Consider the following 22,670-nt stretch of genomic DNA (forward strand, 5'->3'; position numbering starts at 1 on the left):
GACGGCCTCTGCTCGCTGGAAAAGAGGGATATATGTACGACGTCATCGTCGTGGGTGGCGGCATCGCGGGGTTGAGCGCGGCTCAGGTGCTCGGCCGAGCGCACCGGAACACACTTGTGATCGCGGGAGGAGAGCCGCGGAACGCCTCCGCCGAAGCCGTTCACGGGGTGGTGAGCCGCGACGGCACGCCGCCCGGGGACTTCGCCCGCGAGGCGAGGGCCGAGCTCGAGAAGTATTCGAGTGTGACCGTTCGCCGCGACAGCGCCGTCACCGTCGATGGGGGACGCGGCGATTTCGTCATCCAGCTGGGGAGCGGCGAGATCGTCGGAGGGCGGCGCCTGATCCTGGCCACCGGGGTCACGGACGATCTCCGGGCGATCGAGGGCCTCTCCGAACGCTGGGGACGTTCGGTCTTGCACTGCCCGTACTGCCATGGTTGGGAGGTTTCAGGCGGTGCCTTGGCGGTCGTCGCGCTGTCCGTCCTGGACGCCTACATGGCTGCCCACCTGACACAGTGGAGCAAAGACGTACTGTTCTGCGTGAACGGCGTCGAGCTGTACGAGTCCCAGTACGTCACACTCAACTCCGCCGGAGTCCGGGTTCACCCGGGCAAGGTCGTCCGGCTCGGTGGAGACGGTCCGGGCCTCGGAACCATCGAGTTCGAAGACGGGCAGGTCGTCACCCGCGATGCGCTATTCGTCCAGGCACCCACTCGCCAGCGCAGCAATCTGCCCGCCGACCTCGGCTGTGATCTGCACGACGACGGAACCGTCGCCGTGGATGAACTGGGGAAGACGTCCATCGACGGTGTCCACGCCGTCGGGGACATGGCGAGGAGGCAAACCCAGGAGCCGGGCCTCACTTTCGTGGCGACCGCGATGGGCGACGGCGTACTGGCGGCGATCGCGGTCAACCGGGAGTTGTTCTTCACCTCACTCGAGTTCGGCTAGTTCGGCTAGTGGTGTTTCTGGCCGGTGGGTGCCGCGGGCCAGAATCGCGCGCAAGTGTCGGTACACCGCCTCGATCTCCGGTACGTCGAAGCGGGCGGCGTTGTACATGAATTCGCCGGCGAGAGAACCGTCAGACGGCCGCCTGTGCAGGTAGATGAACAGGTCGGCGGGAGGCATGTCCACTTCGCCCGAACGGTCAGGCCACCACGGCGCGACGTCGACCGGGCCAGCGAGACCGGGCAGCCGCACGGTTCCGGTCTGATCGTCGACCCACTCGAGCGCGATGCCCTGGGTGCCCATGTTGTTGACGGTGGCGAACTCGGAGATCGACGCCATTTCGGTCAACGGCAGTGTCTGGTGATCCCAGGCCTCACGCATGCCATCACGGACTCGTCCTACGACCTCCGCGAACGAAGGGCTGCCCACGAGGCTCGTCGGGAACATCATGCCGTGAACGAAACAGCCGACCACGTTCTCCAGCTCCGGCCGCGTCCGCCCGCCCACCGGCGCCGAAACGGTGATCACATCCTCCCGGACCCTGGCCCACACCATCGCCTGGACAGCGGCCATCAGTACGGCGAAAACCGTCGTCCGCTCGCGCCGAGCCAGGCCGGTGGCGGCGTCAAGGATTTCCGCCTCGAAGGCCACCGGGTGGACACGACCCCGCATCTCGTTGAGCGGCACCGGAGGCTTGGAGCTCGGGAGCTGCATGGGTGGCGCACCAGCCATACGACGGCGCCAGTAGTCGGCGGTCGCTTGGAGACGGTCACCACTGAGGTGAACGCGTTGCCAGGCAGCGAAGTCGAGGTAGTCGACCGACAGCGGTGGTAGCTCCGCCGGCAGACCGATCACTGCGCCACGGTAGAGCTCCAGCAGGTCACGATGCAGCAGCATCATCGACCAGCCGTCACACACCATGTGGTCCAGTCCTAGGTGCAGGACGAAATGCTCGTCCGTGATCTTCACGAGCGCCGCGCGGTGAAGCGGGCGATCCGCCAGCGGGTCGAACGTGGCCACTACGTCATCGCCGAGAATGCGCGCCACTTCACTCATGGCGGCATCCGCGGGAAGGCCGGTGAGGTCGTACTCGACGACAGGCGTCGCGACTTCGTCCAGCACTCGCTGCACGATTTGCCCGTTCGCGCCCTGTTCGAACGTGGAACGGAGCGCGGGGTGCCTGGTCGTCAGAGCGGATAAGGCCTGGCGTAACGCGGAGAGATCCAAGGAACCGTGGAACGACAGAGACATGCGCGGGACGTACTGGGTGTTTCCCGGCGTCATCGCGTTCAGAATCTGGATCATTTCCTGCGCGAAGGTCAGGGCGACGGGTTCGGCACGGTCGATGTGGGGCACCGGCGGAAGTCCATCGGCAGGCAGCTTCCGCTCGAGGTAATCGGAGAGTTCGCCGACGGTGGGTTTGTCGAAGATCGTGCCGATCGGGACGTCGATGCCGTCGCGGTGCAGCGCGGAGGCGAGCCGCATGCTGGTCAGCGAGTCACCACCCAACTCGAAGAAGTTGTCCTCGAGCCCGACCTCGTCGACACCGAGGGTCGAGGCCCAGACGGACGCCAGCCGGGCTTCCAGTTCGGTTCTCGGAGGGGTCGCCCGCATCGCGGCAGGCGAGGATGGCCGGGTCAGCGCGGGCAGGGCTGAGCGGTCGACCTTGCCGTTGGCACTGAGGGGAAGTTCCTCCAGCGGCACGAAGACCGCGGGAATGAGGTATTGCGGCAGGCGTTCGGTGAGGTGGTCGCGGAGTTTCTTGCCGGATACGGCGGTCGGCGTGACGACGTAGGCGACCAGGCGTTTGTCGGTCTGTCCTCGGGCGATGACCGTCACGGCGGCCACGCTGGGGTGTTCGAGCAGGGCCGCTTCGACTTCACCCGGTTCGATGCGGAATCCGTGGATCTTGACCTGGCCGTCCAGCCTTCCGAGGAAGCGGATGACTCCTTCGCGGTCATAGCGGCCGAGGTCACCTGTTCGGTAGATCCGTTCGCCGGTGAGCGGGCAGGAGACGAAGGCGGCTCTGGTGCGATCACCGTCCCGCCAGTACTCGCGGGCCAAACCTCGGCCTGCGATGCAGAGTTCGCCCGGCACTCCGGCGGGGACCGGCTCGAGCGCGGCGTTCAAAATCCGGAACCGTTGGTTGTCGAGCGGCGTGCCGTAGGGGATGGAATCCCACGTCGTGTCCACCTGGTCGATCGGATAGCTGATCGACCAGATCGACGCTTCGGTCGCCCCGCCCAGGCTTACGACCGCGGCGTCGGGTGCCAGTTTGCGGAATCGGCCGGGCAACGAGACGGGAATCCAGTCACCGCTCAGCAACGCGAGCCGGACCGAGCTGAAGTCTGGTGCCGCGTTCTGGGCGTGGTCGACCAAAACGTCCAGCACAGCGGGTACCGAGTTCCAGATGGTCACGCCGTGATCGGTGATCCACTCCGACCAGCGGGCGGGCTCTCGTGCCGCCGACGGTTCCGGCAGCACAACTGCCGCGCCCGCCGCGAGGGCGCCGAAAATATCGTAAACCGACAGATCGAACGTCAACGCGGAAAGGTTGAGGACTCGATCGCCGGTATTCACCTGGTGCCGCTCGTTGATGTCGAGGATCGTGTTGGCGGCGGCTCGGTGTTCGATCGCGACGCCTTTCGGTACTCCCGTCGAGCCCGACGTGAAGATCACGTAGGCGAGATCGGAAGGCGCGCCGGTGTCGATCGACGCCGACGACCTGGTTTCGGCGGGGTCCGCGGGAACGGTCAAGGCTTGGATGTCCCCGAGGTCGCGGCCGCCGGGCTCCACGATGGCGACCTTGCATCCACCGCGGTCGAGCAGGTCGGCGCGGCGGGCCGCCGGCCACCGTGGATCGATCGGGAGATAGGCGCCGCCGGCGCGGAGCACCGCCACCACCGCAACCACCTGCCGCCACCCTCGGTCGAGGATGACACCGACCAGCTGATCCCGGGCGGCCCCGTGGTCGGCCAGCTGGTTCGCCAGGGCGGCCGAGTGCCGCTCGAGGTCGGCATAGGTCAAGGTCCGCTCGGCGTCGATCACGGCGACAGCCTGCGGGGTTGTGGCGGCCTGCCGGAGGAAGAGGTCGTCCAACCGTTGATCTGTCCGCTCGATCGTTGTCGCGTTCCAGGTTTCCTGCTGGGCGAGTTCTTCGGCGCTCAGCATCACCAGCTCCGAGGTGAGCTGTCGCAGATCACCGACCATGCCGGTGAGGATGGTGCGCAGATGGCTCGCGAGACGCAGCATCCACGGGCGGTCGAACCGGGACCGGTCATAGGTGATCCGGAAGCGGAGCTGCCGGCCGGCCGTGATCACCACGGTCAGGGGATAGTTGGTGACACCACTGCTCAGCACCGTTCCGACGCTGATCGCACCGACCGTTTCCTCGGCCGTCGCGTCCGTGAGGTGGTTCTCGAAGGCGAGCACGGTCTCGAACAGCGGCACGCCGCGGGGTACGTCGGTGTATGCGTGGATGTCGAGGAGCGCGACATGTTCGTGCTCCATGGCTTCGAGCTGATCGCGCTGCAGGTGGTGCAGCCAGTCGTCGACCTGCTCGGCGGCGACGGTGGTCCTGAGCGGGGTAGTGGTGACGAACGGGCCGACCATCACTTCGACCCGCGGCAGGCCGAGAGGGCGCCCGGCGCTCGTGACGCCGAAGACCACATCGTCGGCACCCGTGTAGCGGTGGAGCAAGACCGCCCAGGCGCCTTGTACCAAGGTGCTCGGCGTGAGTCTCTCGGAACGGCACAGCTCCTGCAGGATCTGCGTTTCGTTGGATGACAGTGCGATCTGCACGGAGGAATGCCCGCCGGCGGGATCGGGTTCGAAGCCGTCCGGAAGCCGCAACGGCGTGGCGAAGCCCCGCATTCGCTCGCGCCAGAATTCCCTGCCGGCGGTCATGTCCTGATTTTTGAGCCAGGCCACATGGTCACGGAACGGTGGACGCGACGACGATGTGGGCTTTTTCCCGGCGCACAAGTCGTTGTGCACGCCAATGAGCTCGCGTCGGAGTTCGCCGACACTCCACCCATCGAGAATTCCATGATGGCAAGTCCACACCAGCCAGTTTTCGGCCGGTCCGAGCTGGATCAGATCCAGGCGTACGAGCGGAGCGTACTCGAGGTCAAGGGCAGGAATGCTGTCGACGAACTCCTGCAAGCGGTCCGCTCGCTGTGCGGTAGGGATTCGGCTCCAATCGTGCTGATGGAGGTCGGCCACAACGGTGCGATGTACCGCCTGGAGCGGGGTTTCCGTGACTTCCCACACGAAGCTGGTGCGAAGCACGGTGTTGGCTTCGACGACTTGTTGCCAGGCTTCGGCGAGCAGCGGGGAATCGACCCGACCGGACAGGCTCCAAACGACCTGTTCCCGGTAGATCTCCTGGTCCGTGGCGCTGAGGGTGTGGAAGAGCATTCCTTGCTGCGGGAGGGTCAGCGGGTAGAGATCCTCGACATCAGCCATGGGGACGTCCTTTGCGGCGGTCCAGTAAGGAAAGTACGTCTGCGAGGGCGGTGGCGCTCAGCCCCGCCAGCGGGAAGTCCTTGTCCGGAGGTTCGTCGACGCCGGTGTCCGGCCGAGTCGCTTCGCCGTCGTGCCGCGTCCGAACGAGGACGGATGCGAAGCCGGCTACGGTGGGGTGGTCGAAGAGTTGCCGTTGCGATCCAGTGAGACCGTGCCGCCGGGTTTGGATGACGATCTGCAACGCCGTGATGGAGTCCCCTCCCAGGTCGAAGAAATCGTCGTGGACGCCGACGTGCCCGACGTTCAGTACGTCGGCCCAGACCGTCGTCAGCAATCGCTCCTCGGCAGTGCGCGGAGCGTCGTCGCTGTCTCTGTCTTCCGTCCGTGAGATCGGGGCAGGAAGTGCCCGGCGGTCTACCTTTCCATTGAGCGTAAGGGGAATGTCAGCGACGAACACGAAGGCCGACGGGATCATGGCACGGGGGAGCGTCGAACCCAGGAAGCGCCGTATGGCCGATGTCGAGGGCTTGTCGCCGGGTGTCAGGACGTAGCCGACGAGACGGTCGTCGCGCACCACGACGACGCTGTCTTCGATGCGGGGATGTTTCCGCAGTGCGGACTCGATCTCCGCCGGCTCGATCCTGGCACCGCGGAACTTCACCTGTTCGTCGCGGCGGCCCAGGAACTCCAGCTGGCCGTCAGGGCGGTACCAGACGTAATCGCCGGTCCGATACAGCCGAACCCCGGTGTGGGGGTGGTGGACGAAGACATCCCGGGTGAGATCCGGCCGGTTTCGGTAGCCGTGCGCGAGTCCGAGCCCTTCCAAGCAGAGCTCGCCGATAGCGCCACGAGGTACGGGACTCAGCGCCGTGTCCATGACGTGCGCTCGCGTATTGGCCAGCGGCCTCCCGAGCGGCACGGCCTTGTCGCCCGGCTCGACACGATGAGCGAGTGACCAGATGGTCGTTTCGGTCGGTCCGTACAGGTTCCAGAGTCGGGTGGTTCTCCTCAGCAGTGCGTCGGCCAGATCCGGCGACATCTGTTCGCCGCCGCACCAGCCACGCAACCGGTGAGTGCCCATCCACCCGTCGGCGATCAGCATCCGCCAGGTCGTGGGCGTTGCCTGCAACAACGTGATCTCGTGGTCATGAAAAGCCTCGGCCAGCGCAGTGGCGTCTCGTGTCACGTGTGGCTTGGCGAGGACCACCCGCGCTCCGGCTACGAGGGGCAGGAACAGTTCGAGCGCCGCGATGTCGAACGCGACTGTCGTGATGGCCAGGAGTCGGTCGCTCGCGTCGATCCCCGGTTCGCAATGGAGGGACGACAACGCGTTCGAGAGTGCGCTGTGGCTGATCTCGACTGCCTTCGGGTGGCCGGTCGAACCGGACGTGTAGACGACATAAGCCGTGTCGTCCATGCTGCGTCTAGCCGCCGGCGCGGGAGGAGACTGCTGAGCCGGTACATCGATGTCGATGATGTGCCGCGTGGTCTCCAGGAGGTGGTGGGTGGTCGCGTCGGCGAGCACGGCGTCGGCGTTGGAATCCTCTAACTGGAGGGACAACCGGGTCGGCGGGTGGTCCGGGTCGAGCGGCAGATAGGCGCCGCCACAGCGGAGGACCGCCAGCAGCGCGATGATGAGATCCGCTCGCCGGCGTAGACACACACCGATGAGGGAGCCGGGGCCGAATCCGTATGCCCGGAGGTCGTCAGCGAGAGCGCGGACGCGGGCTTCCAGACGCCGGTACGTCATGTCTTCCTCGGAGGTCGTGACCGCAACGGCGTCGGGTGACGAAATCGCTTGGGCGGCGATCTGGAGGTCGACGGGGAGGTGAGGTGGTTCGGTGCTGTGGCCTTCCAGTGGTCGTTGGTCGTGTGAATCGAGCATCTTCAGCTCGCTGAGGCCGGTGTCGGGCCGATGGACGACTTCTCTGAGCAGAGCGGCCAGGTGGCGGCTGATCTGTGCCGCCTGGTCGCCAGTGACCCGGCTCGAGTCGAATTGCAGGACCAGCCGCGGCCGAGGATCGGTCTCGAGGAACAAGGTGAGTGGCCACTGCGTGCGGGTGGCCACTGAGGTGCGGACGATGTCGAGATCACCGGACCGCCAGCGGGTCCGGTTCGCCGGATGGTTGTCGGTGATGACCGCGGTGTCGAAGAGCGGGGCACCGTGGGACTGTCCCGTTCGGCTGTATGCGCTCGGCGACGCGTGCTCGTGGGACTGGCAACGCAGGCGGTGTTCTTGAAGGTCGGAAAGCCATGCGGCGGCGGAGCGAGACCGTGGGACGGTCGTCCGCAAGGGAAGCGTCACGACGTAGCTGCCGACGGACTCGTCGATACCTGAGATCTCGGGCGGACGCCCGGCAGAGGTGATTCCGAAGACGACTTCCGCCGATCCGGTGTATCGCGACAGGAGCACCGCCCACGCGCCGTGCAGAATCGTCGTGATCGTCAGGCGGTGGGCCCTGGCCAGCTGTACCAGCTCCTCAATCGACGACTCGCCGATGTGGACCGTGAGCCGTTCGTGCGCACCGCCCGGTCTGTCGGCGACAAGCGGGAAACGGTGAGGTTGGGCACCATCAAGCGTTCTCGTCCAGAACGTGTTTTCGACTTCGTAGTCCCGTTGATCACACCACGCGAGGTAGCGGCCCTGCGTCGGCGATGAACCGATCGCGCCTTCATGACCCAGCCGCCTGGCTTCGTAGAACTGCCAGAAGTCGCGTTCCGAGATCGCGAGCGACCAGCCGTCCAAGACGACGTGATGCATTCGCCACAGGATCTCGCTGCGCTCGTCGTCGAGACGAATCAGAAGCGCCTCGGCGAGTCCGTCCTCGTCGGTGTTCAGTGGTCGTGCCTGCCAAGCGATTCGTAACCGCTCGGCCTCGGCGGACTTCGCCCTGGGCTCGCTGAGACCGCGTAGATCGGCTAGTTGCCACGGAACGACCTGGGGCCGGGAAAGGTCGAACTGTGGCCGGCCGTCGTCGTCCCAGGTAATGGTTGCGCCCAGCAACGGATGCTTCACGTGCAGGTCGTTCCAGGCGGTGTGCAGGTCGTCGGTACTGACCGCGCCGTCTACTCGATAGCGGCTGTGAACAACGTAGGTTGTGGCGTCTGGATCAGCGAGACTCGCGGCGAGAAGGGCCGCTTGTGTATCGCTCAGCGGAAACACGGTCCGCTTGGTGACGACGAGGTGGTCGCTGTCGGTCTTGGTGAGGAGCGCGGCCTGATCGGCGAGCGTGGGGGCCCGGAAGAAGTCTTCAGGGCTGAGGTGGTATCCCCGTGCAGCCAGGTGGTGGAGTGCGACTGTCGCGGAGAGGGAGGTGCCGCCCAGTTCGAGGAAGTTGTCGTCGATCCCGAAGTCGTCGAGGTCGAGTGCTTCACTCCATGCTTCGGCGACGGCGAGCTGATCGGCTGTCTCCGGTGGAGCACCCTGCGGGCGGCGCCCGGTTGGCACGTTCAGTCGCCCTCGGTCGACCTTGCCGTTGTCGTTGAGCGGCAGTTCCCTTTCCAGAACGAACAGGGAAGGGATCAGGTAGTCAGGAAGCTTCCGTTCGAGGATTTCGCGCCACATACGGACGAGCGGGCGCTCCAAAGCCTGCGGCCGGGGGAGATTGGTGAAGTCCTCCCATGCGGCTCGCTGTGAGAGCTCACTTGGGGCCGGGGCAGGCGGACGGCCGGCCACCTGCGCAGTGTTCACTGCGGCGGTCAGCTCGGCGACGGTCATGCTGTCCTCGCCGGTCTCGACGAGGTCGAGCAAGGCTCGTTCGCGACCGAGTCGGACCTCGAAAGCCGTGGAGGTGTCGTTCAGCCCCAGGTGGTCGACGCTGTCGAGGCTGATGACGACGTCGTACCGGTACTTGTGCAACTCGGCGGGACCGATCTCCTCGCGCGGTCGCACGTCGATTGAGCCGACACGGTCGGACAGTCGTCGCAACGCGGGGAAGAAGGCCGGGTCAATGGCCAGTTCGTGCTCGGTGGCTGCACGGTCGTCGATCCGCTTCCGCAAGTCACACAACGGTTCGGCACCCGATGCGTGACTGAGTTCGATGTCTGCGTAGAGGAGCCGGAGCAGGCCCCGGTGGCGGACGTCGCCGATGATGATCCGCCCGCCGGCCGCGGTGATCCGGATGATCTCGGCCAGGACGTCGACCAAGTAGCCGGCCGTCGGGAAGTACTGAACCACCGAATTGATCACCACGGTGTCAGCAGAGCCGCTCGGCAGCACGGCGAGTTCATGCGCGGCATGCCGGCTCAGGACTACCTCGGCCGGATGCTCGTCGAGCCACGCCCGGACCTGGGCGAGCGCGGCCGAAGTGGGATCGACGGCACGGTAGCTGTCCGCGTGCGCTGCCAGCCGCCGCACGAGAATGCCGGTGCCACAGCCGATCTCTAGCACTCGCCGCGGCGGTTCCTCCAAGACGATCTTCGCGATCGTGTCGGCCCACGCCTCCATTTCGGGTACTGGGAACGGTTCACCTGTATACGCGCTGTTCCATCCCGTGAATTCGGGATGCTCGCCGGTGAAGTCCACCGCGGCGTAGGTCTGCTCGAAGGCGTGACGCCACATCGAGGTCACTTGCTGCTCGCTCGACAGGGGAGCGGGTACGACGTGCGCCACGAGTGTGGGTTCGCCGATGTTGTTCCGGTGGACGACCGCGGCGGCCTCGCGGATCTGGGGGAGGTTGTTCAGGGCTGTTTCGACTTCGCCGAGTTCGATACGGAAGCCTCGGATTTTCACCTGGTGGTCTCGGCGGCCCAGGAAATCGATCACGCCGTCGTCGGAGCGCCGGCCGAGGTCCCCCGTGCGATAGAGCCTGCCGTACCGCGGGTGTTCGAGGAAGCTCGCCGCGGTGAGGTCCGGCGCTCGCCAGTAACCCCGCGCGAGGCCCGCCCCGCCGATGTAGAGCTCGCCCGGGACCCCGGCGGGGAGAGGCTGGAGGTGTTCGTCGAGAACGTGGAACTGCTGGTTGGTCAGCGGCCTCCCGTACGGGATGGAGGTCGCGGAGCGAGGCCCGTCGGCGATCGGGTGGAAGATCGACCAGATCGACGCTTCGGTTGCCCCGCCCAGGCTGATGACCTCCGCGCGCGGAGCCTCGGACGACGCGCGTCGAGGCAGCTCGACGGGGATACGATCGCCGCTGAGCAAGATGAGGCGAAGACCGCGAAGATCCGCATTCGGCTCAGCCACGACACCGAGTGCGGCCTGCAGGAGAGCCGGCACGGAGTTCCAGATGGTGACACCCGCCGAAGCGGCCCGCTCCAGCCAGTGTCGTGGATCTTTCGAGCCGTCCTCCGCGAGGCAGACAATCGTCGCGCCGGCCGCGAGCGTCCCGAAAATGTCGTAAACCGACAGGTCGAAGGACAGGGAGGACAGTGCGAGTACGCGGTCCGCGGGGCCGACGGCGAATCGTTCGTTGATGTCGAGAATCGTGTTGACCGCTCCGGCATGATCGATCATCACGCCCTTGGGGGATCCGGTGGAGCCGGAAGTGAAGATCACGTAGGCGAGGTCGTCCGCGGCGCGCGCTGGCAGCTTGCCCGGGGTGGCCGGCACGGCGTTCGCCGGGACCGGGACCGCTTCGGCCGGAAGGTCTTCGCCGCCCGTCGCGGCCTGTCCCGTCACGACGAGCCGGGATTCGCATCGCCGCAGGACGTCGGCCTGGCGATCGCGTGGCCAGGACGGATCGAGGGGTACGTAGGCCGCGCCGGTGTACAAAACGGCCAGGGCCGCGGTCGCCTGCTGCCAACCTCTCGGAAGGAGAATCCCGACGACTTCTCCGGGGCCGGCACCGTGGCGGGCAAGTGTGTCGGCGAGGGCACGGCTCCGATGGTCGAGGTCCTGATACGTCATGGACCCGCCCGGCCAGGTGACGGCGATGGCGTCCGGTTGCCGCCGAACCTGGTCCTCAACGAGTTCGTCGAGGCGGTTGCCTGATCTCGGCCGTTGTTCAGTGTGGTTCCAGCGGTCGAGCTCGGCCAGCTCCGGCCCGGTCAGTGTGGGGACTTCACGCAAGGGCGCATGAGGGTCCCGCAACCCGCCGATCGTGATGGCGGAAATCCAGGCACCCAGGGAGCCGAGTCTCATACCGGGAGGCAAGGGGCCGGCAATCGTGAGCCAGGGTTTCCCCTGCCGATCGTCCTGACAGACGAGCAACCAATCGGGTGAAGGGTGCTCCTGTTTGTCCGGCCGGCTGCTCAATGTGGAACGAATCTGTTCATTCAGGCGGGACCAGGAGCCCGAAGCGGTCACTTCGATCGCCAGATCCCGTACCTCGCCGGTGCGGGACGTCCATCGCAACGTGACTTGCCGCTCCGAGGTCACACGTGACAAGAGCAGTGCGGTCGCGGACAGCGCCGCGACGTCGACGGCGAACGGGATCTGGGGGAACTCGGCTCGCGCCGGTTCGGTGAGCTGGACGGTGACTGCCTGAGTGGTCATCTGTCTCCCCGGCCGGCATGTCCGCGCACGGCGAAGAAGACGGCCTACGAGTCCCCCGAGGACGGCGTTGACCCACCCCGGCCGCCCTATCCACTGTTCCGTGGATGATTGCACATCTGAGTGGCGATATTAAAGCCCTCATCCCCGCACATGGTGTTCTCGGCGGGGATGAGGGCTTTGACCTGCTGGAAGCCGAAAGGGGCCTCGGCTCAGGAAATCAGGCCGCGGACGCCGAGATCTGTCTCTGCTCGAGTCGCCACTCGATCATTCCGCCGTCAAGCCGACGGGCTGGGCGCCCCTTCGCCCGCAGGAGACGAACGGCGTCGTAGGACAGGACGCAATACTCACCGCGGCAGTACGCCACGATCTCCATCTCGGCAGGGAGCTCGGCCAGTCGATCGGAAAGCTGATCCAGGGGAATGGACTGGGCGCCCTCGATGTGGCCTGCCGCGAACTCCGAGGGTGGGCGCACGTCGATCAGCAGGCAGCGCTTCGTCCGTACTCGTTCGAGTAGATCGTTGCGGCTGACCGCTTCGACGCCATCCTCGCCGAGGAAGTCGCGTGCCGCCCGGTCGGTTTCGGCCAGCTGCTTGGCAGCGACTTTCCGCACCGCGACGAAGGCTTCGAGAACCTCCTCGCCCGCGAGGCGATAGAAGATCCGGGTGCCCTCCTTGCGGCTCGTGACCAGGCCGCCCTGTCTGAGGGTCTGCAGGTGGGCCGACGCGGTGGTGAGCTTGAGTGAGGCCGCCTGGGCCAGGGACTCCACCGTGCGCTCGCCCTGGGCGAGCACGTCGATGAGCTCAAGCCGCTTCGGGCTCGCCAGAGCCTTGCCGACCCGAGCGAACTGCTCGAAGACGGCATCCTTGGGGCGCGCGTTGCCGGTCATTCGTCCAGTTTCTCATGGAGTTCTCGTTCTGCCGACGGCGGCATGGGTCCGATCGGGTGATGTAGGCAACATTGCCGACATGTGGGAGACACTTCAGGTAAAAGGCGTACCGCTCGGTAGCCCAAGCCCTGGCAACGGATCTCGGATTCCAAGCCGAGAGTCGCGCTGGTCTTACGCGTCCTGCACCATGCCTGCTAGCGTCAGGACTGTCGAACAGTCCTCCATGTAGTAATGGAGCAACAATGAGCCTTCCTGTGCACCCCCCGGCGGTCAAGCTGACTTCGTTGTCTCGCGGAGCGGGATGTGCGTGCAAGCTGCCGTTGTCCAAACTCGAGGACATGTTCGCCTCCTTGGGGACGGACCTGGAACCCGCTGCCGGCGATCTGCTCGTCGGAGCCGCCGAGGGGGACGATGCCGCGGTCTATCGCCTCGATGACGAACGCGCCTTGATCCTCACCACGGACTTCTTCACGCCGATCGTCGACGACGCTCGCGAATGGGGCCGGATCGCCGCGGCCAACGCGCTTTCGGACGTCTACGCGATGGGCGGTACGCCGATCATCGCGGTCAACCTCACCGCCTGGCCGGGCGACGAACTGCCCATGGAGCTGCTCGCGGACGTCTTGCGCGGGGGAGCCGACGTGGCGAAGGAGGCCGGCTGCTTCGTGGTCGGCGGTCACACCATCGACGACCCGATCCCGAAGTACGGAATGGCCGTGGTCGGACTGGCGCATCCGGAGCGGCTTTTCCAGATCGACAAGCTCGCCGAGGGCGACACTCTCGTCCTGACGAAGGCCATCGGCACCGGAGTCATCTCCACCGCGATCAAGAACGACGGAGCGGAACCCGCGTGGGTCGACGGGGCGATCGCGTCCATGACGATGCTGAACGCGGCCGCGAGCAAGATCGCTCGACAGGCGGGGGCGGTCGCGGCGACCGATGTCACCGGCTTCAGCCTCGCCGGCCACCTCCACCGGATGGCCGCGGCGAGCGGGCTGGCCGCGGAGATCGACGCGTCATCGGTGCCCCTGCTGGACGGGGCTCGCGAAGCCATCGCCCGAGGCTATGTGCCCGGTGGTACGCGGGCGAACATGACACATCTTTCCGGAAGCGTGACGGTTGATCCGCAAGTGCCCGAGGACGTGGCCGTCTTGATGCACGACGCCCAGACTTCGGGAGGTCTGCTGTTCGCCGTGCCCGCGGGTGGGGACGCCGGTTCGGCCGTCGCCGCACTGCGGGCGGATGGTCATCCCGCCGCGGTGGTCGGCAGGGTTGTTGGGGGAAGCGCTGGCCAGGTCACGGTGCTCACTGGGCCGTAGTCGGGGGCAGTGCCGAGCGTAGGGAGGAACTATGAGCGCAGTCTTGCCTGACGCGGCTGGGGCCGGCACGAGATACGAAATCCCGTCGTCCTATGCCGATCTGCCACGGTATGGGCCGGACGTGACGGCGACGGTGGCAGCGGAGCTCGAACGGCGGTGGGCGGGCGACCAGAGCTTCCTGGGCACGATGTGTCATTACGCCTTGGTCCCGACGGGAAAGCTCTTCCGGCCCACGTTGCTCGCGGAGTCGGCGCTGGCGGTCGGTGGTGAACTCGACTGGGTGCTCCCGGCGGCCGTGGGCGCCGAGTGCGGTCATGTGGCGAGCCTCGTCCACGACGACATCATCGATCACGATGACCTGCGTCGCGGTCGCGCGTCGGTGCAGCACAAGTTCGGTGTCGGTGACGCGATCGTCGCCGGCGACGCGTTGATCTTCGATCTGTTCGCTGGGCTCGCCGAATGCCGGGAGGCGGGGGTGCCCGCCGATCGGGTCGTCTCGGCCCTTGCCGCGGTCTCGCGAGCAGGTCTGGATCTGTGCCGCGGGCAATGCCTCGAATCGGAACTGTCGCGGGATCTCCGCTTCGACGCGGACGCCTATCTGATGGTCGCCAAGCTCAAGACCGCCGCGTACTTCCGCGGTGCCTGCGAAAGCGGTGCGATCATGGGAGGAGGCCAGCTCTCCGACATCGAGGCGCTCGCCGCCTACGGTGAGTACCTCGGGATGGCCTTCCAGATTCACGACGACCTCTTGTCCTACGTGTCCGACCCTGAGGCCACCGGTAAATCCGCCACCAGCGACCTGGAGAACGCGCGGATGACCTTGCCGGTGATCGAGGCGTATCAGGCAGCGGACGAGGCCGAGCGGCAGATCATCCGGGATTGCATGGCGAAAGCCCTGTCGCCGCTCGATGCGCTGGATCTGCTCAACGATCTCTTGAGGCGGACAGGTGCGCTGGCGACGACGGCGGCGATCGCCCGGGACTACGCGCAGAAGGCACGCTATGCGTTGGACTGCCTGCCTCCGTCGGCGAGCCGGGATCGACTCTGCTGGATCGCGGAGCTGGTGATCGCGCGCGATCACTGACTCCGATCGCTGAGGGACGCTGAAGCCGGGGTGTGCGTCGCACACCCCGGCTTTTGTTGTGTGCCAGACACCTTATCTCCGTCGAAGCGCGTGATCGGGGTCGTGATCGACTCACCCGGATGGCACTTGACCTTGATCGGGCGCTGGGTACCCTCAATTTAGGGTACCCAGGTAATAATTACCTATATTCACGGTATGGTGTTGCTCGGGCGCACTGCAGGTGCCGGGCGGCGCTCGCCGACATCCATGTGTACTGGGAGGAACTCATCATGATCATGTCCGGCAACAGGCGGCTCGCGCGCGCGGCGGTCGCGCTCGCGGGCGCCGCCGCACTGGTCGTCCTTGCGCAGCCCGCCAACGCGGACGCGCCGTCGATCAGTGTCAGTCCGGCGAATGGTTTGTCCGACGGGCAGAGTGTCGCCGTCACCGGCGGCGGTTTCCCCGCGGGTTCGGGTATCGCGATCGTTCAGTGCAACGCGCCGAGTGATCCGGCGCAGCTCAGCTGCAACTACCCGGACTACGTCTCGACGACGGCCGATGGGGCGGGAGCGGTATCGGCGTCCATTGTGGTCCGTTCGACATTCGACGGAACCAACCCGGTCACCGGGCAGCCGGCCGGTCAGGTCGATTGTGCCGCCGGACCGTGCTCGATCGCCGCGGGCAGCCAGGCTGACCCCTCGGTCTTCGCGCCCCCGGCGTCGATCACCTTCGGCGGCTGATTGAGGAGTCGCCGGCGGGAGCCGGGACACCCCCACCGGGCTCCCGTCGGCGACTCGATCAGGTCCGTTCCTTCAGTATCGCTTCCGCTAGTGCGGCAGACTCGGCGGTCACGCCGTTGACGAGCGCCGAGTTGAGCATTCCCTGCCAGGGCAAGCCGATCCAGAACAGGCCGGAGACCGGCGACACACCATGGTCCTGCAGCGGCGCCCCCGCATCGTCGAGCGCGCCGTCCACCTTGACCCATTCATAGGAGGGCCGATAGCCGGTCGACCACAGCACGCTGGGGAAGTCGTCGCGGCCGCCGTCCGCGAACACCACGGTCGAGACTTCGCAGTCGACAACGGAGTGCGGGATGTGCCGGACGACGCCGCGGTCAATTTTGCGCTTTAGGGTCCGCCCGATCACCGTGTCCGAATACGGGCGGACGTACCGGGAAATCGCCGCATCCTTGTCGGATCGGAGCATGCCCGTCAGATGCAGGATCCAAAAGATGCTCACGCCGAACAAAGAACGTGGTGAAAACCCGATCGGGCCGTTGCTGGCGATCGTGACCGTGTGCGTCGCGGACAGTTCGTCGGCGATCTGGGCGGCCGAGTTTCCGCCGCCCACAACGAGAACCTTGCCGTCGGGAACGTCAGATGGGCGACGGTAGGAATGCGAGTGACCTTGCCAGACTCCGGGGTCCAGTCGCGTGGCGCAGTCGGGTATGCGGGGGGTGTGGAACGCGCCTGCCGCGATGATCACCTGTCGTGCGGTGAAGTTGTCATCTTGTCCGGACACCAGGAATCCCTCGGCGACCTGTTCGACCTTCTGTACGGAGAAGTTGTGTCGTACCGGCAAGTCGAACTTCTCTCGATAGGTGAAGAGAAAGTCGGCGATGTCGTCCTTGCGCGGGTAGTACGGGGCTGACTTCGGCAGCTTCATGCCTGGCAGGAAGTCGAAGGGGCGAGGAGTGAACAGCTCCAAGGAGTCCCAGCGCTCGCGCCAGGAATCGCCGGTACGCCCGTGGGCGTCGACGATCAAGAAGTCCAAACCGGCCTCCCGGAGCCGGTAGCCGATGCCGAGACCGGCCTGCCCGCCGCCGATGACCAGGGCGTCGTACTCGGCCATGGAACCCCCACTCGCTGTATCGGAAGCGCTCACGGAACCTTATCCTGCCCACTCATCCGATATTCCACAATTAGCGGGAATATTGTATCGTGAGCCGGGTCCTGGCCCATGCCGGATCGATGATGGGGGATCGAGTGACGCTCCTCGACGACGTGCACGAACCCGGTGATCTCGCTGATTTGACCTACGACGAGCTCGAGGTCTTGGCGAGCGAGATCAGGAAGGAACTCGTGTCCGCCGTCTCCCGGACCGGTGGCCACCTCGGCCCCAATCTCGGCTGCGTCGAGTTGACGATCGCGTTGCATCGGGTGTTCGAGTCTCCGGCGGACAGGCTGCTGTTCGACACCGGCCACCAGACCTATGTGCACAAGCTCCTGACCGGACGGCGTGAAGGGTTCGGCGGCCTCCGGCAGCGAGGAGGGCTCTCCGGCTATCCGAGTCGTTCGGAATCCGTACACGATGTCATCGAGAACTCCCACGCGTCCACCGCGCTGTCCTGGGCAGACGGAGTCGCGAAGGCGCTGAAGCTGGCCGGCCGTCAGGACCGCGCCGTCGTCGCGGTCGTCGGTGACGGGGCGCTGACCGGGGGCATGGCTTGGGAAGCCCTGAACAACATCGGCGCAGCCCGAGATCGGCCGGTCATCATCGTGGTCAACGACAACGGCAGGTCGTACGCGCCCACGACAGGAGGAATCGCCAATCACTTCGCGGGCTTGAGGATGTCACCTGGTTACGAAGGAGTCCTTGCCGCGATCAAGCGGACCTTGCCTCGAAACCGCCGTGTCGGTGCGCCGGCCTACGAGGTGCTGCGGCGGCTCAAACGCAGCCTGAAAGATCTGTTGACGCCGCAGGCGCTGTTTCAGGATCTCGGGTTGAAGTATCTCGGTCCGGTCGACGGACACGACCTCGCCGCGGTCGAAACGGCGTTGCGGAGAGCGCGAGGACTGCACGCGCCGGTCATCGTGCACTGTCTCACGCAGAAGGGGCGCGGCTACCTGCCGGCGGAGAACCATGCGGACGACTGCCTGCACGGGCCGGGGCCCTTCGATCCGGTCACCGGCAGGTCGATCCACCAGTCGAAGGAGACCTGGAGTTCGGTCTTCGGTACCGAACTGGTCGAGATAGCCGGAGCCCGCGCCGATGTCGTAGCCATCACCGCGGCCATGTTGCGGCCGACCGGCCTCGGAACCTTCGCGAAGAGGTTCCCCGAGCGGATCTTCGACGTGGGGATCGCCGAGCAGCATGCCGCGACCTCAGCGGCCGGTCTCGCCCTGGAGGGCTTCCATCCGGTCGTCGCGCTCTATGCGACGTTCCTCAACCGTGCGTTCGATCAAGTGCTCATGGATGTCGCACTGCACCGCGCTCCTGTGACGTTCGTTCTCGATCGCGCGGGCGTCACCGGTGACGATGGCCCCAGCCACAACGGGATGTGGGACCTGTCGATACTGCAGATCGTTCCAGGCCTGCGTGTCGCGGTGCCCCGTGATGGACAACGGCTGCGGGAACTCCTCGGTGAAGCCGTCGCCATCGACGAGGGGCCGACGGCGCTCCGCTATCCCAAGGGACCTGTTCCTGAAGAGATTCCCGCTCTCGGCAAGCTCGGTGACATGGACGTCGTCTTCCAAGGCGGTTCGGAGGACGCGCTTCTCGTCGGTGTCGGTCCCATGGTCGAACTGTGCCTCACCGCGGCGAAGAGCCTGCAGGCGCGAGGAATTGGCTGCACTGTGCTCGACCCGCGCTGGGTCGCGCCGCTCGACACCGCCCTCGTCGACGCTGCGCGGCGCCACCGTGTGGTCGTGGTTGTCGAAGACAACTGTGTCGCGGGCGGGGTAGGCGATGGCGTGGCCCGGATGCTGCGGCACCACTCTGTGCACCGGCCGATGAGCACGCTCGGCATCGCCCGGAAATTCCTCGATCACGGCAAACGCGCCCAGGTCCTCAAGGAACTGGAGCTCACCGCGGAATGCGTCGAGTCCCGGGTCGCCCAGCTCGTCGCCGAACACGCTCCTCGGCCGGTCGAGACAGCTACAGGCCGTCGGCCGGCGTGACATCGATCGGCAAGATCACTGGGAGGATGTCCATGAGCACGACCGAAACAATCGAGTTCCCACGACCGGTGACGTCGGAAGGACTACCGGATCCGCTCCTTCTGGAACTGGTCCGCGACAACCCGCTCGTGCCGGTGACCGGTCCAGGCGGCATCAAAGCGTGGCTCGTCGCCAGTGACGAACTGGCCCGGGAGGTGTTGTCCGAACCGGACCGCTTCAGCAACATGATCGATCCTTCGTCGATCAACAGCCGGGCCAACATGGTCGTGATCGATCCGCCGGATCACACCCGTCTCCGCAAGCTCGCCGCTCAGGCTTTCACCCCCCGCCGTGTTCGGACACTGGTTCCGGACATCACGGGGCTCGTGACGTCCCTGCTCGACGAAATGGAGGAGAAGGGCCCGCCACTGGACCTGGTCGACGCGCTGGCGATGCCGTTGCCCACGAGGGTGATCTGTCGGCTTCTTGGCGTCCCGCAAGACGACCAGAAGCATCTTCGGTACTGGTCGCACATCTTCACAGCGATGACTGCGTACACCTCGGAAGAGATCGGCACCGCTGTCGATGCCATGTATGCCTACATGCATCAGCTGGTCGCCGACCGGCGGAAGAACTTGGGTGAGGACATCCTGTCCCACCTCATCCGGGCCCGGGACGGCGAAGACGCCCTGACCGAAGACGAACTGGTGGCGACCGTGGTGCTGCTGCTGGTCGCGGGCAACGAAACGACCTTGAAGTCGATCACGCGCGGGACGATGACTCTGCTGCACACCGGTCAATGGAATCGGCTGGTAGCGGGGGAAGTCACGCCGGGCCAGGTCGTCGACGAGGTCTTGCGGCACCAGACACCCATCGACACCGGGCTTTTCCGTTGGGCGAAGATCGACACCGAGCTCGCCGGGGCCTCGATCAAGAAGGGCGACCAGCTGTTCATCAGCCTGCACCTGGCGAACTTCGATCCCTCCGTCCGCGCGGACGCCCATGTATTCGACCCGGGCCGGGAGTTCGTCCCGCACCTCGCCTTCGGGCACGGCACTCACTTCTGCCTCGGGTCACCGCTTGCCCGCGCGGAGCTGGTCGAAGCGTTCGGTCAGCTGGCTCGCCGGTTTCCCACGCTGCGGCTCGACGCGCCCCTGTCGGAACTCGAATGGACGGTCGGGTCGATGCTCAACGCTCCGACACACGTGCCGATTTCGTGGTGACCGGCGCACGATCACCGCAATGACCTGCGCATGGCCGCGCTCAGGAAGTCGACGGCGATGGTGAGAACCACCATCGCCGTCAGCGTGCTGAGCGCGGCACCGTAGTCGAAACCGGCCAACTGCTGCTGCAGGACGAGCCCGAGTCCGCCCGCGCCGACGACGCCGACCACGACGGTTTCGCGGATGGTCACTTCCCAGCGGTAGAGTCCGTAGGCGATGAATCGGGGCGCGGCCGCCGGTACGACGGCGTAACAGAACACCTGCACCTCCGACGCGCCGTGAGCGCGCAGCGCGCGTAGGGGCCGGCCGTCGAGATTCTCGGCCGATTCGGCCATCAGCCTCCCCAGGATGCCGACGGTGTAGATCGCGAGCGCGAATGCGCCGGGCAGGACGCCGGGGAACAGGACGAACAGGAACAGCAGGGCCCAGATGGGCGGTGGGATCGCGCGCATCACCAGAAGGGCGAGCCGGGCAAGCAGCATCAGCGACACGCGAAGCGAGATCGCCAACGGGTGCCCGGAACGGGCGCGGCCCAATTCGGACAAGCGTGCCGCGGGAAAAGCCAGCAGAGCGCCACCGCAGAAGGCGATGACTCCGGCCAGCACCGACATGATCACGGTGATCGACGCTTCGACCACCAGCTCGGAGAAGCCTCCCGACCCCAGCGTGGGCGGCCACGCCGCGGCGAACACGTCACCGGCCGCGGCCCATGCGCGCGGCGAGAGCGCGACAGCGAGATCCAGGCCGACCCACCAGATCGCGAAAACCGGAAGCGCGCAGCCGAGGAGGATCGAGCCGGTGAGTACCGGGTCACGGCCCGCGCGCGTGGGCCGTTGCCGACGGCGGCGGATGGTCGAGCTCCAGCGATCAGCGGCCCAGCTGATGGCGATGACCGCGTACAACAACGTCCAGATTTCGTCGTACTGCAGCGTCTGGAAGCTGAGGGTGATCTGGAATCCAAGGCCGCCCGCTCCCACCAGACCCAGGATCGTGGCGCTGCGGATGGCGCACTCGAACCGGTAGAAGCCGTAGGACAACAGCTCCGATGTCGCCGCCGGGAGCAGGCCGTACAGCATCGCCGACGTTCTCGACGCGCCCTGAGCGAGCAAAGCCTCGTACGGTCGGCGCCCCGTTTCGTCGATCAGCTCGGAGGATACCTTCGCGGTGACCGCCCCGAAGGGGATACCGATCGCCAGCACCGGCACCAGGGGATCGACGCCGAGGATCGCGAGGAGGATCAATCCCCAGATGACCTCGTGGATCCCGCGAGGCACCACGAGAAGCAGTCGGAAAGCCGTCAATCCGGCCGCGCGGCGGCGCCTCGTCGATCGGGCACCTGAGGACCACCAGGCTTGCGAACACAGAACCCCACCGACCAGCCCGATGACGAGGCTGAGCCCCGTTCCCAGGACGGCATAGCTCACGGTCGTGACAGTCGAGAGCAGCACGAGGGAGATGAACGCACCGTCCAGCCGTGGCCGGACGGCCGCGCCGAAGAAGTCGCCGACGAGGTTCATGCCGTCCGGTTTGACGACTTCGTCCTGGCCCGCGACGCTCCAGACGAGCGCTCCCAGGGCGAGCGTGGCCGTACCGGCAAGCCAGAGCATCCCTGAAGCGCGATTCGCGGGGCGGTCAGGCAGCGGCGTAGCCGTCGGGGTAGGGGCTTGTCGTGTGGAGATGCTCATCGTTCACGTCCCGCGGCCTCCATGGAGTACAACGCGTCGAGCCGGTCTGTGGTCAGGGCGACCGGAGGTTCGTCGAACATCACCTGTCCGCCTCGGATGCCGATTACCCGCTCGAAACGGTCCAACGCCATGTCGACGTCGTGCAGGCTTACGACGAGGGTGGTCGACGAGCCCGCGCAGATGTCGAGCAACAGCCGGATGATCTCCCGGCCCCTCGCGGGGTCGAGACTGGCCACCGGTTCGTCCGCGAGGATGGCGTCCGGGCGCTGGACGAGGATTCGTGCGATCGCGACACGTTGTTGTTCGCCGCCGGACAGTTCGGAGGTACGGGCCTTGACCTTGCTCTCGATCCCGACGCGCTGCAGCGCGTTACCTACCTCGGCCAGGTCTCGCGGCCGCACCAGCGACAGTGCTGACTTCCACAGCGGCCATGCTCCCAGTCGTCCGGCGTTGACGTTGTGGACGACCTTGAGCTCGCCGACCAGGTCGAACTGCTGGTGAATGGTGCCGATACGGCGCTGTACGGCGCGCACGGCACGGGTACCCGCGGAGGTGTAGTCGCATCCGGCCGCCGTGACCGAGCCCGACGAGGCCGCGGTCGTGCCGTTGAGCACCGAGAGCAATGTGCTCTTGCCGGCGCCGCTCGGGCCGATCACGGCGACGCGTTCACCCCGGGAGATCGTGAGGTTGACGTTCCTGAGGATCTCCGCGCCGCCGAGACGTACCTGAAGGTCTGTTACGTCGAAGAACGGTCTATCTGCAGGCACGG

General features: G+C 66.2%; 12 protein-coding genes. 6 read left to right on the forward strand and 6 right to left on the reverse strand.

Features of this window, described 5'->3' with window-relative positions; genetic code table 11:
- Positions 1-32 precede the first annotated feature (32 nt).
- A complete protein-coding gene (locus tag CVV72_RS08015; protein ID WP_219151766.1) occupies positions 33-950 on the forward strand; it encodes an NAD(P)/FAD-dependent oxidoreductase in 918 nt (305 codons plus the stop codon).
- On the opposite strand, the gene CVV72_RS08020 is transcribed toward CVV72_RS08015, so the two are convergent.
- From CVV72_RS08020 to CVV72_RS08030, 3 genes are all read right to left on the reverse strand, one after another.
- Positions 933-5,414 carry a non-ribosomal peptide synthetase gene (locus CVV72_RS08020; RefSeq protein WP_219151767.1) on the reverse strand — a complete coding sequence of 1,494 codons (4,482 nt, stop codon included), beginning with the start codon at positions 5,412-5,414 and terminating at the stop codon, positions 933-935. The genes CVV72_RS08015 and CVV72_RS08020 overlap by 18 nt on opposite strands.
- Positions 5,407-11,730, reverse strand: a complete 6,324-nt coding sequence (locus tag CVV72_RS08025; RefSeq protein WP_219151768.1) for a non-ribosomal peptide synthetase — start codon at positions 11,728-11,730, stop codon at positions 5,407-5,409. Before CVV72_RS08025 ends, CVV72_RS08020 begins: the two co-directional genes overlap by 8 nt.
- Positions 11,731-12,064: 334 nt before the next feature.
- Positions 12,065-12,733, reverse strand: coding sequence for a metalloregulator ArsR/SmtB family transcription factor (locus CVV72_RS08030; protein WP_219151769.1), 669 nt, complete (start codon positions 12,731-12,733; stop codon positions 12,065-12,067).
- A 242-nt stretch (positions 12,734-12,975) separates the two neighbouring features.
- On the opposite strand from CVV72_RS08030, the gene selD reads away from it, so the two are divergent.
- From selD to CVV72_RS08045, 3 genes are all read left to right on the forward strand, one after another.
- Positions 12,976-14,052: a selenide, water dikinase SelD gene (gene selD, locus CVV72_RS08035; RefSeq protein ID WP_219151770.1), complete on the forward strand. Its 1,077-nt coding sequence runs from the start codon at positions 12,976-12,978 to the stop codon at positions 14,050-14,052.
- A gap of 31 nt (positions 14,053-14,083) precedes the next feature.
- Entirely contained in the window at positions 14,084-15,136 is a 1,053-nt protein-coding gene (locus CVV72_RS08040) for a polyprenyl synthetase family protein (RefSeq protein WP_219151771.1), read from the forward strand.
- 269 nt (positions 15,137-15,405) lie between these two features.
- Positions 15,406-15,855: an enediyne antibiotic chromoprotein gene (locus tag CVV72_RS08045; RefSeq protein ID WP_219151772.1), complete on the forward strand. Its 450-nt coding sequence runs from the start codon at positions 15,406-15,408 to the stop codon at positions 15,853-15,855.
- A gap of 58 nt (positions 15,856-15,913) precedes the next feature.
- Here CVV72_RS08045 and CVV72_RS08050 read toward each other — a convergent pair whose 3' ends face one another.
- Positions 15,914-16,966 (reverse strand): NAD(P)/FAD-dependent oxidoreductase, encoded by a 1,053-nt coding sequence (locus tag CVV72_RS08050; protein ID WP_219151773.1) that lies wholly within the window; start codon positions 16,964-16,966, stop codon positions 15,914-15,916.
- A gap of 134 nt (positions 16,967-17,100) precedes the next feature.
- On the opposite strand from CVV72_RS08050, the gene dxs reads away from it, so the two are divergent.
- Both dxs and CVV72_RS08060 read left to right on the forward strand, forming a co-directional pair.
- Positions 17,101-19,014, forward strand: coding sequence for a 1-deoxy-D-xylulose-5-phosphate synthase (gene dxs / locus CVV72_RS08055; RefSeq protein WP_219153865.1), 1,914 nt, complete (start codon positions 17,101-17,103; stop codon positions 19,012-19,014).
- A gap of 32 nt (positions 19,015-19,046) precedes the next feature.
- The gene (locus CVV72_RS08060) at positions 19,047-20,216 is read left to right on the forward strand and encodes a cytochrome P450 (protein ID WP_219151774.1); all 1,170 of its coding nucleotides are present in this window, start codon (positions 19,047-19,049) and stop codon (positions 20,214-20,216) included.
- An 11-nt stretch (positions 20,217-20,227) separates the two neighbouring features.
- On the opposite strand, the gene CVV72_RS08065 is transcribed toward CVV72_RS08060, so the two are convergent.
- Positions 20,228-21,823: an ABC transporter permease gene (locus tag CVV72_RS08065; RefSeq protein ID WP_219151775.1), complete on the reverse strand. Its 1,596-nt coding sequence runs from the start codon at positions 21,821-21,823 to the stop codon at positions 20,228-20,230.
- Positions 21,824-21,897: 74 nt separating this feature from the next.
- Positions 21,898-22,668, reverse strand: a complete 771-nt coding sequence (locus CVV72_RS08070) for a phosphonate ABC transporter ATP-binding protein (protein WP_219151776.1) — start codon at positions 22,666-22,668, stop codon at positions 21,898-21,900.
- Positions 22,669-22,670: the final 2 nt, after the last annotated feature.

Origin of the sequence: Amycolatopsis sp. TNS106, assembly GCF_019330265.1 — a bacterium.
GTDB lineage: Bacteria > Actinomycetota > Actinomycetes > Mycobacteriales > Pseudonocardiaceae > Amycolatopsis > Amycolatopsis lurida.